Source organism: Empedobacter stercoris (assembly GCF_025244765.1).
In the GTDB taxonomy this organism is placed as follows: Bacteria; Bacteroidota; Bacteroidia; order Flavobacteriales; family Weeksellaceae; genus Empedobacter; species Empedobacter stercoris.
The window spans coordinates 2096855-2109859 of the sequence record NZ_CP104209.1; the positions used below are offsets into that span (position 1 = coordinate 2096855).

Annotated in this window: 12 protein-coding genes and 1 pseudogene; 2 read left to right on the forward strand and 11 right to left on the reverse strand. The window is 33.2% G+C overall.

From position 1 onward, the window contains the following. The first annotated feature begins 141 nt into the window (after window positions 1-141). Window positions 142-900: a helix-turn-helix transcriptional regulator gene (locus tag NZD85_RS09930; RefSeq protein WP_260541661.1), complete on the forward strand. Its 759-nt coding sequence runs from the start codon at window positions 142-144 to the stop codon at window positions 898-900. Here NZD85_RS09930 and NZD85_RS09935 read toward each other — a convergent pair. From NZD85_RS09935 to estT, 5 genes are all read right to left on the reverse strand, one after another. Then, window positions 897-1655, reverse strand: a complete 759-nt coding sequence (locus tag NZD85_RS09935) for a ThiF family adenylyltransferase (protein ID WP_260541662.1) — start codon at window positions 1653-1655, stop codon at window positions 897-899. The two genes, NZD85_RS09930 and NZD85_RS09935, sit on opposite strands and share 4 nt — an antisense overlap. 357 nt (window positions 1656-2012) lie before the next feature. Next, the gene (locus NZD85_RS09940; RefSeq protein WP_260541663.1) at window positions 2013-2777 is read right to left on the reverse strand and encodes a nucleotidyltransferase family protein; all 765 of its coding nucleotides are present in this window, start codon (window positions 2775-2777) and stop codon (window positions 2013-2015) included. Next, entirely contained in the window at window positions 2777-4192 is a 1416-nt protein-coding gene (gene dgt, locus NZD85_RS09945; RefSeq protein ID WP_260541664.1) for a dGTP triphosphohydrolase, read from the reverse strand. Before dgt ends, NZD85_RS09940 begins: the two co-directional genes overlap by 1 nt. Window positions 4193-4416: 224 nt before the next feature. Beyond that, window positions 4417-5568 (reverse strand): tetracycline-inactivating monooxygenase Tet(X), encoded by a 1152-nt coding sequence (tet(X), locus tag NZD85_RS09950; RefSeq protein ID WP_260541665.1) that lies wholly within the window; start codon window positions 5566-5568, stop codon window positions 4417-4419. After that, on the reverse strand, window positions 5561-6403 hold the full coding sequence (gene estT, locus NZD85_RS09955; RefSeq protein WP_260541666.1) for a macrolide hydrolase EstT: 843 nt from the start codon (window positions 6401-6403) through the stop codon (window positions 5561-5563). The genes tet(X) and estT overlap by 8 nt, the downstream gene beginning before the upstream one ends. 380 nt (window positions 6404-6783) lie before the next feature. Between estT and erm(F) the strand changes: the two genes are divergently transcribed. Beyond that, window positions 6784-7584: a 23S rRNA (adenine(2058)-N(6))-methyltransferase Erm(F) gene (gene erm(F) / locus NZD85_RS09960; protein ID WP_042005545.1), complete on the forward strand. Its 801-nt coding sequence runs from the start codon at window positions 6784-6786 to the stop codon at window positions 7582-7584. 203 nt (window positions 7585-7787) lie between these two features. Here the strand turns inward: erm(F) and NZD85_RS09965 are convergent. The 6 genes and pseudogenes from NZD85_RS09965 to NZD85_RS09990 all read right to left on the reverse strand — a co-directional run bounded on the left by NZD85_RS09965 (window position 7788) and on the right by NZD85_RS09990 (window position 12831). Beyond that, window positions 7788-8568 (reverse strand): annotated as a pseudogene (locus NZD85_RS09965) (penicillin-binding transpeptidase domain-containing protein). A 220-nt stretch (window positions 8569-8788) separates the two neighbouring features. Then, the gene (locus NZD85_RS09970) at window positions 8789-9334 is read right to left on the reverse strand and encodes a BRCT domain-containing protein (RefSeq protein ID WP_005807148.1); all 546 of its coding nucleotides are present in this window, start codon (window positions 9332-9334) and stop codon (window positions 8789-8791) included. A 69-nt stretch (window positions 9335-9403) separates the two neighbouring features. Further along, entirely contained in the window at window positions 9404-10312 is a 909-nt protein-coding gene (locus NZD85_RS09975; RefSeq protein WP_057281936.1) for an IS1595-like element ISBbi1 family transposase, read from the reverse strand. Window positions 10313-10331: 19 nt separating this feature from the next. Beyond that, window positions 10332-10697 (reverse strand): hypothetical protein, encoded by a 366-nt coding sequence (locus NZD85_RS09980; protein ID WP_059137248.1) that lies wholly within the window; start codon window positions 10695-10697, stop codon window positions 10332-10334. A gap of 149 nt (window positions 10698-10846) precedes the next feature. After that, a complete protein-coding gene (locus NZD85_RS09985; protein ID WP_003013318.1) occupies window positions 10847-11710 on the reverse strand; it encodes an aminoglycoside 6-adenylyltransferase AadS in 864 nt (287 codons plus the stop codon). A 167-nt stretch (window positions 11711-11877) separates the two neighbouring features. Then, complete coding sequence (locus tag NZD85_RS09990) at window positions 11878-12831, reverse strand: dihydrofolate reductase (protein ID WP_216650029.1); 954 nt, start codon at window positions 12829-12831, stop codon at window positions 11878-11880. Between the last annotated feature and the right edge of the window lie 174 nt (window positions 12832-13005).

The window sequence follows — 13005 nt, forward strand, 5'->3', positions numbered from 1 at the left end:
AACTCAAGATTATTGGCTAATCGGTTCATGGTTAAGTGTTTTCTCAAATTTACTTTGTGTAAAAAAGAAAATGACTACACAAAATTGTAGTTCTTGTGTGGCTAAAGTTTGTAACTTTGTTAGAATCCCAATGAAAGACCAATGAAAAAGATTGATGATTTCTTTTTTGAGCGTAATACGGTTAATGAATTATCTAATGATGAGTTATGTCAGTTAGATGATTATTTAGAAACGGTGAAAGCATTGGCTAGAACTATTTACACAAGTATATATGTTATAGATTATGAAAAAAAGGGATTCGACTATGTGTCTGACAATCCCCTTTTTTTATGTGGAAATACGGCAGAAGAAGTACAAAAAATGGGTTATGGGTATTATCTCAAATATGTTATAAAAGAAGATATAGATTTATTATTAAAGATAAATACAGCAGGATTTGCGTTTTATGATAAAATACCGTTTGAAGAAAGAAAAAAATATACCATATCTTATGACTTTCACATAAAAAATCAAGAAAATAAAGTGATTTTAATTAACCAAAAACTGACTCCGCTATTTCTTACAAAAGATGGTAAAATATGGAAAGCTATCTGCGTGGTATCGCTTTCTTCTGAAAAAAATTCAGGTAATATTCGCATTTACAAAAAAGGAAGTAATGAAAAATACGAATTTGATTTATCTGAAGAGGTGTGGAGAGTGGGACAGAAAGTAGAACTCTCAGATAGAGAAAAAGAGATTTTACAACTTTCCAGTAGAGGATTTACCATTAATGAGATTGCAGATAATATTTTTATAACAGCAGATACGGTAAAATTTCATAGAAAAAACCTTTTTGAAAAATTAGAAGTAAGCAATATTTCTGAGGCGATAAACTGCGCCATCAATAATAAGCTGATTTAGTTTTCGGCTGTACCTAAATAATAAAATTCGGGAAAGATTTTTACATCTTTTCCTGTAGCAATTCTAAAAAGAATATTTGAACAAATAGCAGCAACCAACCAAGAACCAACTGAAAGTTGCGGAGGCGGTAGCGATGCATCTTCTTGTAAGTATTTTTCTACAATGTTTTCTAACCATTTTGTTGGTGTACCTTTTTCTTTTAGTTTCTTAAGAAAGAACTCGACAATGACAATTTCATTTATTTTTTCTTTGTTGGTTTGTAATGATGAGAAGTTTAGACTTTGCGGTTGTATAATTGCCACTAAACTAGCCCATCCCAAATTATAAGGATGTAAAACAGGAATGGACAGGGATTGGCATTTTACATCGAAAAGCAATGGAATATCGGAGTCGAAGTCTAAAGCATTCACGGCAATTTTGCAGTCTTTTAGAAATTCATTAATGTTTTCTGAATTTATGAATTGATTATAAATTTTGATTTGTGCATTTGGGTTTATTGCAAGTAGTCTTTCTTTTATCGAATTCACCTTTTCTTGACCAATGTTATTAATCACATAGTTTTGTCTGTTCAGATTTGATTTTTCAACTTGGTCTCCATCAATGATAGTAATTTTTTCAAAACCTAATCTTAAAATACATTCAGCGATATTACTCCCAATTCCACATCCCGCTAATAGAATAGGGTAGTTTTTAATTGTTTCTTGCTCTTGAGCTGTAATGTATATTCTATTTCTACTGTATAAATTTTCATTCATTGCTTAAGGGTTTAAGTGGAGAAAATCAGCTCTTTTTGCATTTTTGTAGAGATAGAGCAGAGGGAAAATGCAAAATGTGCTGATAGCGTGGATGGACTCTTTTTTTGGTGTTTAATTAAATCCGAAAATTTCGTTAATTTTTCAAATAGCATTACCGCTAACGGAAAAAGTATTGGCGAAGTGCGGGCAAAATTGGACGGAAAGTTCAATTCAGAACCGAGCGAAGCCGATGCTTTTTCATCTTGATAAAATTACTAAAAATATCAATATGAAAAGCAGCGGCGGCAAAAAAAGCTGGATTTTCAATTTTGCACTTCCTCCCGCATTTTGCCAATACATTGTTATGTGCAGTAATTTTTATAAATCTAATTTTAATTGAGTAGAATTCTGTTTTTCTCTTAGTTTATATAATAAATTCAAAATATCATTTTCTTTGATATGATGATACTTTGGATATTGTTGTTTCACTTCAATTAATCTATCAAGTGGCTTCTGAAATTTATCATCTATATAGCCAATTTTTGCAATTAAATATTCTATTGTATTTTTTGAATAATCTAAATTATATTTTTTCCCTAAGTGAATCGCTCTTAAAATATTTGCTTCAATTGAGGGGTTCAAATTTTTATAAACTGATTGTTCTTGTAAAATATTCAATTCTTTTTTTTCTATACAATCGTTAAAATATCTCATGTTAAAATCATAAGTATATAAATTTATCACAGGAGCATCAAAATTATAGAAGCAACCCTTCGCAATACTATTTAGTTTATCATCCTCATTTAATTTAACTAGGTTATTTTTGAATGCCCAGTTGTTTTCAATAGCCCAAATATCTATTTCGATAGAATTAAGCTTAATTTTAATACCACCGTGTCTATTGATATCGTATGTAACGTTTGAATTTACTACCATAGATTTTAGTAAATCATTAGGAATATCAGTTATTATATCAATATCTCTACTTTGTTGTGAAAAAATAAAATCTCTAAAGTATCCACCAACAACATAAGCATGACCTTCCAAAAATAATTCGTAAAAGAAATCCATAAAACCTTCCTCCTTCATTTGATTAGTAAAATGAAGGTAGAATCCGTGCCTTATGTCTTTATAGTTTTTCACTATAACTTAATTCCTTTTAATTCTTGATATAAATTAATTGCATATGTATCAGTCATCCCAGAAATAAAATCAGTAATCATTTGAAGTTTTTTATATTCAGTATTTTCATATGTTTCTATTTTTTCATAAACAAATCTATGACTTGAAGAAATTAATTTGTAAATACGAGATTCGTAAGTATTACCTCCTGATTTAAAATTGGCACTTCTAGATGCTTTTACCATAATTTTTAACAAACCATATATGGCTTCCCATCCTGCGATTTCCTTTTTCAAAATATTTTTATCATCAAAAACTTTATATTGAAGTTTTTTATATGCTTTTCTAATATCAGATGCTGCTGAAATATCTATGATTTCTGATTCAAGAGTTCCATTCATTATTGAATCATAATTTTCTTCAAAAGATTCAATAATCCTTTTGATCATTTCACGTTGCGTGAATATTCTAAATTTTTGAATTACAATAGATTCATCAATTTGATCATTTTCAAATAACGTAATTAATCTATCAATCTCATTTAATACTAAATCTTTATTATTTGTTAAATTGTTTTCAAATATTTTTCTGACCTCATATATATTTACAATGTTTAACTTAATTCCATCTTCAATGTCCGCAGCACTGTATGCAATATCATCTGCTGCTTCCATTAGATAAACAATTGGGCTTCTTCTATTTCCTAGCTCTAAATATTTGTTAATCGTTTCAAAAGTATCCTTTTCAGTCACGAAATATCCAAATTTTCTTTTTGAAATTTCAGCAAATTCTTTTCCTTTATTTCCATCAATTGAGTTAGATGGGTATTTAATAGCTGAAGCTAAGGTTGAATAAGTTAGATTATAACCATATTCATCCCCAAAATAATAGAGCTTTGATAAAATTCTAAGTGTTTGTACATTTCCATCAAAATTTAGAAAATCGCTTTTTTCCAAATCACTAAGAATTGGTTCATCTACTTTATTTTGTTTTTGAATTTTTTTCTGATATTCAAGAAACTCATCTGAAGAAAAATAATCTCTAAAAAATTTCTTTACAGCTTCTTCTCCAAAATGCCCAAAAGGAGGATTGCCTAAATCATGAATAAGTCCTGAAACTCTTAATAGAGAACTTAAATACCCATTTTTATTAGCAGAAATTTCTTTTTTTTCAATTAATATATTTTCAATACTTTGACCTATTGAACTTGCAATGTATGATACCTCAAGTGAATGAGTTAATCTAGTTCTAATATAATCACTTTGTTCAAGTGGAAAAACTTGTGTTTTATCTTGGAGCCTTCTAATCGGAGAACTAGAAATTAATCTACCATAATCATTTTCAAAAGGATTTCTTCCGTCAGTTGGAATACTTGGTGTCTTTTCTCTAAATCTTATATCTTGGAATAGGAGTTCCCATTTGTCTTTGTAGGTCATTTTAGCTTTTATTTATTAAGTGCTAAATTAATGAAAAGCTCCGTAATATTGTGTATATGAGTGGAGAATTATTGCACATAACGTTTGGCAAATTGGCGATGGAGCCGACTTTTAGCACAAATGTTGAATAGAATTACTAATCTTCAACATTGCACAAAAGTTCAATAGAAGTACTTCACCGGCTCTATTGCCAATTTGTTTGTTATGTGCCGTTTTATTCCATTTTATACATTTAACAATTGCTGAAACGTAAAGTCGGGTTTAAACATTTCAATTTCGTTTTGAGTTGATTCTTCTTGTGCTTCTTTGCCATAGATAAACATTTGCTGTTCATAATTTTCAATAGCCTCTTCAATGCTGTTAAATTTCCCATTGGTCAGATTATCCGACAATATCAAGGCATCCATCAACCCGCTGTTTACGCCTTGTCCTGCAAAAGGAGGCATCAAATGAGCAGCATCTCCAATCATCGTTATGGGTAATGGACGCTTACTTTTCCAAGACTTACCTAAGGGAAATATTCGTGTCGCTAACCCTACAAAAGATGATGTCACACGAATCAGTTCTTTGTAGCGTTCGTCCCAATCGGAAAATTCTTTCAGAAGAAAATCAACGACACTATTTCTGTTTTGAAAATCTACCTGCGTTTGGTTTTTCCATTCATCAGGTGTTTTAAAACTTATTCCAAAATGCAATGCACCATTATTATTAGGATTCGCAAATAATAAATTACCTTGATGAGCAGCCATTAGCCGGTTTCCATTGCATAGCTGAAAAAATCCAGGACAGTTCACCTCTGGATGATGAATATCGGCTTGTATATTGAAAGTACCTGTTTCTTCAACTTCCGTGTCGGTAACAAATTTTCTTACTTTAGACATTCCACCATTGGCAATAATAACCAGATCTGCTGTTTCACTCGGTTTATCTTCAAAAGTTAGTGTCCACTTCTCCTTATCAGGTTCAAGCGTAACAAGTTTTCTATCCCAAATGACGGTGTCATTTTGTAGGCTATTTAATAAGATAGTTCTTAAGTCATTTCTGTTTATTTCAGGATTGTCAAACCGATTTTCGGGCTTTACATTTTTTGTGGTTAAAATATTACCCTTTTCATCAGCAATATTTACACCCATTGGTAAAGCTAAGTCATAATAAGTTTGTAACAATCCCGCTCTTTTCATTGCTTCCTGTCCCGAATCCCTGTGCAGGTCAAGTGTCCCACCAAAAATCCTTGCATCTCGGTCTTTGTCTCTCTCGTAAACTGTAACGTCCACGCGGTTTTGCTGTAATAATTTTGCCATAGTCAGTCCAACGGGTCCACCACCAATTATTGCAACGTTCTTATCACTAAGTAAATTCATTTGTTTATCAGTCATTTATGTGTTTTTCTATTCCATCAATTATTGATTTCCAATCATCAACGTGTAATTCGTGTCCTGTACCTTCAAGGGTGATTAGATTTGAACCTTTTATTTTTTCTTGTAAAAAACCTGCATTCTTATAATGCCAAATTTTGTCGTCTGTTCCGTGGATAATTAAGGTGGGTTGTTTGATTTCGTTTAATCTGTTCCAATATTCTTCACCACCTTGCAATGCAGCGTGATTGAACATACTTATATAATTGTTGGCTCTATTGAACTCAGCTCTTATCAGTTTTTCACTTCTTTGTTTGTCAAATTGTTTCTTGCCACTCATTAATTCTGCACCCTGAATTAAATAGTTTACCACACTGTCTTCATTTGTCCAATTGACTGTACCTGCTTTACTATGGAAATCTAAAATACTCGTGTCCATTTCAGGTATAGTTGGGTCTGAGTCTCCCCAAGGGCCTGATGACATAAGAGTTAAGGAGTTAACTCTGTCGGCAAACTTTATTGATGCTATTTGAGAAATTAGTCCGCCCAAAGAAATCCCCACAAAATGTGCTTTGTCAATCTTGTAGCCATCCAATATTGAAATAGCGTCATTAGTTAAGTCAACAATATCGTATGGAGTAGAACCTGGTTCATAATTAGTGGATTTTCCTACATCTCTGTTGTCGTAACGAATAACAAAAAATCCTTTTTCAGATAATTGTTGGCAAAATTCAGTGTCCCAATACAGCATTGATACGGTTGCACCTGCTACCAAAAGGATTGCTGGATTTTTCTTATTTCCAAAACTATCCGTACAGAGTTCAATGCCGTTTGTTTTAATTATTTTCTCTTTCATTTCTGTTTTCCTTTGTTTGCAACTGATTATTATCAGTCCTAAAATTAATATCCAAAGTAGTTTTTTTTTCATTTATCAATGTTTAACTGTTATGCTGGTATCTTTCACAATGCCCGCTAACGTTTCTCAGCTATACGCAGGCAGGGATTTTAACCACTGAACTTCCTACGAAGAACTGAACTTCAAATTTACCACTTTCCTGTCTTACGAAGCACGAACCCCCTGCTTGCGTATAGGTGATGTTATGCGGTCGGCTTTCATTTTCTCTTCTTTCTCGTTAATTTGTCAAGCAAAGTTACTAAATTTGCAGTCAAGCAATTTCAATTTTTGAATTATGAATTGTGATTTGAATTCAAGTATTCACCTGTAAGAAGTTACTAATGACAAAAAAGAAATTGCCCGTTCGTTTTACGGGTCAGCACTTTACTATTGATAAAGTGCTAATAAAAGATGCAATAAGACAAGCAAATATAAGTAATCAGGATACGGTTTTAGATATTGGGGCAGGCAAGGGGTTTCTTACTGTTCATTTATTAAAAATCGCCAACAATGTTGTTGCTATTGAAAACGACACAGCTTTGGTTGAACATTTACGAAAATTATTTTCTGATGCCCGAAATGTTCAAGTTGTCGGTTGTGATTTTAGGAATTTTGCAGTTCCGAAATTTCCTTTCAAAGTGGTGTCAAATATTCCTTATGGCATTACTTCCGATATTTTCAAAATCCTGATGTTTGAGAGTCTTGGAAATTTTCTGGGAGGTTCCATTATCCTTCAGTTAGAACCTACACAAAAGTTATTTTCGAGGAAGCTTTACAATCCATATACCGTTTTCTATCATACTTTTTTTGATTTGAAACTTGTCTATGAGGTAGGTCCTGAAAGTTTCTTGCCACCGCCAACTGTCAAATCAGCCCTGTTAAACATTAAAAGAAAACACTTATTTTTTGATTTTAAGTTTAAAGCCAAATACTTAGCATTTATTTCCTGTCTGTTAGAGAAACCTGATTTATCTGTAAAAACAGCTTTAAAGTCGATTTTCAGGAAAAGTCAGGTCAGGTCAATTTCGGAAAAATTCGGTTTAAACCTTAATGCTCAAATTGTTTGTTTGTCTCCAAGTCAATGGGTAAACTGTTTTTTGGAAATGCTGGAAGTTGTCCCTGAAAAATTTCATCCTTCGTAGTTCAAAGTCGGGTGGTTGTCAAGGTGATTTTTTTTGGTTTGGTGTCGTCTTTTAAGCTGCCGCATAACGAAAAATGGTAGCCGTAGTTGCCGGATTTACAGCACTTTCGTATCAATTTAGCACTTCGGTTCGTTAAAAGCACCAAAGTATCAAGTTGGCACGAAAGCCGGCAATTATCGGCTACCATATGTTAGTGGCATTTATCATTTCATTATATTCATTTGCTTTAACGCATTTTTTGTTACATTAATTCTCGATGAAATAAAATCATCAACATTCAATCCGTCTGTCGGAATTACATTTGTTGCAAAAAAATAAACATTAGATTTTGTTTCAACATAACCAACAAACCAACCATTATATTTTTCTTCTATCGAACTTAATCCAGTCTTACCGCTTAAAATGTAATTTTCAGTTCGCTCAATTTCCATAATATTTTTGACAATCTTTATTGTCCTATCAGAAATTGGAAATTTTGAAAAATAGAATTTCCTTAAAAAGTCGATTTGTTGTTTTTGAGATATTTTTGAATTTCCTTCAAGCCAAAAATTGTCAATCGTTAAACTGTCAAAAATCATATTTTTATACTCAAATTTTTCTAAATATTTTTTCATTTTAATTGTTCCGATTTTCCTTGCAATTTCCTGATAGCAAGGAACACAGGAAATTCTAAAAGCATCTTTAAATGATAAATCTTTTTCCCAAATATCCATTTTTCTCTGCTCGCCATTCCATTTTAAAATAGTTGTATCATTTTCAATAATGCCTAATTCAACAGCAATTATAGAATTTGGAATTTTGAATGTTGATGCAGGTAATCTTGTCGTTATCATAAATTAGAATTGAACCATTTACTTGAAAACTATCTAAAATTTTGTCAAAATCAGAAATTTCTGTTTCAATTATGTTTTTATTCGTTGTTGTGTTACAGCAAACAAATAAAAATATCATTGAAATAAAAACTACAAATAAAATATTTTTCATTTATTGTCTAATTATCGTTTGTTTTTGTTGCCACTAACGGGAAACGCATTGGCGAAGTGGCGGATAAATTGGACAAAAAGTTCAATTTAGCAGTGACGTAGCCGATGTGTTTCCACAGAAGCTAAATTATTAAAAAAAGCTGAATGTGGAACACATTCGGCGGAATAAAATGCACAAAAGTTGAGTTTGGCACTTAACCCGCCATTTTGCCAATGCGATGTTATATGCCGTATTTTTTGATAAGATAATTTAAGTCAGCTTCGTTTAAAATTCTAATGTTTGCTTTTTTTGATTGGTTTAAGTCGTTTATTTTTTGGATTTTTGACCAACCACAATCTTCACCTGCAAAAACAAAATCTACTTTACCTGTTATTCCTGATTTTATTTGTCCACCAATTTTCATTAGAAAAGTTTTTATTTCTTCTCTTTCTATTGAAAAGTTGCCCGTAATAACTATTCCTTTTCCTATTAAATCAATGTTTTCAAGTTCGTTTTGAGTTATTTGATAATTTGATAAATGCTCTTCATTTTCTTCTAAAACATCTTCACTTGGTTGATTGAAATAATTATTATTTGTTTTAGGCTGGTCATCAATTTTTCTTATTAGTTCTTGATAACTTGGATACTTGTCAGTCAATTCGCCAAATATTAAAGCACAAAGTTTTGCATCGAATTCTGGGTCGTGATGATTTGTTACTTCTAAGTCCAAACTCTCTGCTAAATCTTTTATTTTTTTAGGCATCCCAAGTTTATCTGCAAATAACATTGTGTCAATATAACTTATGACATATGGTTTTAAATTATAATGTTCATATAGATTTTTCTGATTATCCGTTTATGCACCTGTTATATTCGCAATTACTAGTCTGTCAAAGAGTTTGTCTCCAAAATACCGTCTGTTTAATTTGTAAATAAACTCGTTGAGATACAACTGTAAGTATTTCCTTTTGATTTTATGGTAGTTGCCCAGCAATGTCCGTTTTGCATTACTGATTGCGATATGCACCCATTTGAGTGTTTCCTTGGTGGTTTTGGCGTCTGATTTCTCGGTGACGTGCAATTCCACCAGATCGGAGATGTCAACGTAAGAAGTGCTTTTGTCCGAAAATACGATGGCATCATCCTCCATGCAGTCCCTGACCACGCCGTTGATTCCTTCACTTTGATGGCTATCCAGTACCCTGGCCTTGAAATAACGCACATGCTTCTCCTTTTTGCCCGTTTCGATATCTTCCAACGGGGTGCTTTCGGCCATCACCGCAACGTTCTGCTTTCCCTCGGCTCCCCGGCCACGTGTACCCTTGCCTCGCTCGATTTCCTTACTGGCCACCGAAAAGTAACCCTCATCCAGTTCTATCATCCCTTCCAGTGTATACCTTGCATCCCGGTTGCCCATCGCCCTGCGGAGTTTGTGTACCATCGCCCATACCGGTTCGTAACGCTTCAATCCTAATTGCTTCTGGAGTTCGTTGGTGGAGAATCCCTTTTTTGTGCAACTCATCAGGAACATCGTTTTGTACCACACCAGAAACGGCAGCTTGGAGCTCTCCATGTTCGTACCGCTGCGCAACGAGGTGCGGAAACGGCAACCTTTGCATTCATAACTCCATTTACCCTGTAACCAATAATGGGAAGTGCCCCCGCATCGCTTGCAGACAACCCCTTCCTTATCACGCTGCTCCTTGAAATGCAAACGACAATCTTCCTCCGAACCGAAATGAGCCGTAAAACTGAATATGTTCATAATCCCTGCTTTTTGAGCGCTAATATACTAAAAATATTAGGTGTGTTTGCGGAGAATCAGATAAATTTATTTTGGATTTTTCGTATAATTCACCACAAGAAATAATATTTGTTAAATAAAGTTTATTGTCTATTATTTCGTATATCGCTTGATATCCTCTCCAACAATTTGTTGAAACCCCAATATTTTCAGAGCTTCTGAAACTTAACCCAAAAAGTTTTTCTTCATTTGGATTTTTCTTTTGTAAAAATTGTTCTAAAATTAAATTATACGTTGGTATAGTGTCACCTTTATAAATGATATAATCCGGAATTTGTGGACTTGCAAAAATTCTAATTGCAAACAAGATAATAATTAAGAAAAGTGTTTTATGCAGTACTTTCATTTGACATTTCTGCTAACGTGCCGCGTATTGGCGATGGGCGGGATTTTTAGCACTGAACTTTAATCGAAGAACAGAAGTTGAATTTTGCACTTCCGTTGATACGAAGCCGTTCAGCCCGCCTATTGCCAATACGATGTTGTACGACGTAGTTATGTTTTGGGTTTTAGTCCAGCTAAATATTTTCGTATGTCATTTTCTAATTTATCCGGGTATTTGTACTCTAATTTTTTTGACAATTCAGTTCCTATTTCTGAAACTAAATCAGTCATTGAAAATAGAGCAGTCCAATTTTCCTTTATATCGCTCCCTGAAAATGTTTGTTCTGTTTTAGCCCACATTTCCTGGTTAAGATACTTTTTGAAAAGTCGTCCATATTTATTGGTCGTTATGTTCCAATTGTGTTCACTTGCAATGTGCCATTCAATTAAAGGAATTAAATATTCTGTGCGAATAACGGTTTCCGACATAAATTTCGCATAGAATATTTCATCTCTCACAAGACACTTTGCCACGTAAGTTGTGTCCCACCAAAAATCGTTTATTAGATTTTGAAACTCTTTTTCAGACGGTTTTTTGATAATGGAAATTTGATAAGTTGGTTTCAGCATTTGCTTTGTAATACCATCTTTATCAATTAAAATTTTATAACCAATATCCCAATCTTCTGGTAATTCTTTCTCTTGCGTTTCCTTTATAAATTTTGATTTGCTGTAAAGTTTAAAATCTACTTTCACACCGTCTTCATAAAGTAGCATTTTCATTGCGTGTTTATGGTTAAAACAACTTTCGTCTTCTTCAATCATAGCAATTGGATTTCCGAATTTAAGCGTCCAGCTTTTGTCTGAAATGTAATTTGTATTATCCTCAAAAACAAATTCAATGTCTAAATCACTAAATTCGTCAACAAGTGCTAAAGGATTTACAAGTGAACTTGTCAGAAGAAGAACTCTTACATCTTCGTTTTTCTCCGACCATTCTATAATTGTTCTTAACTTTTCTTCTCTGACTTTCATTTTGTTTGGTTCGGTTTTACTATGTCGTACAACTTATTTATTGATACGGCTTTTCTGTACAAAACAGCATAATACTTGATGTTTTTGTGCAGGTTTGTTTCTTTATTTGATCAAATATAACGAAAGTAGGTAGACAATGATTTCTTATTTCTCATCAAGTAATCACGTTACCTCCAATACCTTTTCACTTCAAACGCATAGGCATTTTTCTCATCCACTACTTGGGTTGCTACCGTTTCAACATTCCAAGCGACAGCTTCGAATTTCGGGAAGAAGGTATCTGCACCAAATTCGCCCTGCACATGGGTAATAAACATCTCTTGAACACAATCAAGCGCTAAAGCTTCTCGGTAAATTTGTCCGCCTCCAATTATGAAAACGGTTCGTTCCACTTCATTTTTATAATGATCCAAACAGGATTCCAAGGAAGAAAAAACAACTGCTCCAGGAGCATGATATTCGGTATTGCGTGTTAAGACCGCATTCTCGCGGTTGGGCAACGGCCGAAAACGTTCCGGAATGGAATCGTAGTTTTTTCTACCTGTAACCACAATATGTCCCGTGGTTGTTTCTTTGAAAAATTTCATATCTGCAGGCAAATGCCACATCAAATCATTGTTCTTTCCAATACCGAATTGCTGATCAACAGCAACAATCAATGCTACTTTCATGGAAGTACTTTGTAAATTGTAGGTGAAATGAACACCATGCGGGGATTTGGAATTACTGCATCGTGAACCTGTGTTCCCCTGGCCTCTTCTTCCGTGAGAAAATAACCAATTACCCAATGATAGGTTCCATCCCAAATCTTCATTCATTTTGGCTTCAAGTCTGTGCCGTTTTTCCAAGTCTTCTTCATTTCCAAAGTCAGAATTTAGTTTATATTCAATTATTAGAAATTTTAAATCATCTTCGTCTATTTGCTCATAACCTTCATTAATCTTCTCATTAATTTCCTGTTGAATTATTTTATGAAAATTTTTTAAAAGTGTGGATTTTACTTTTTTTTGCTCTCCATTTTCTCCAACAGTTCCCCAATGAACAAGACCTGTTTTGTCATCTTCATCCCAAGTTTCCCAATAATGAAGAACTCCATTAATTTCTTTGTAAAGTTTTAGCATTTTATTTAATATTTTGTCAATTTAATGTGATTGGATAAAATGTCGCATAACGTTTGGCAAATTGGCGATGGAGCCGACTTTTAGCACAAATGTTGAATAGAATTACTAATCTTCAACATTGCACAAAAGTTCAATAGAAGTACTTCACCGGCTCTATTGCCAATTTGTTTGTTA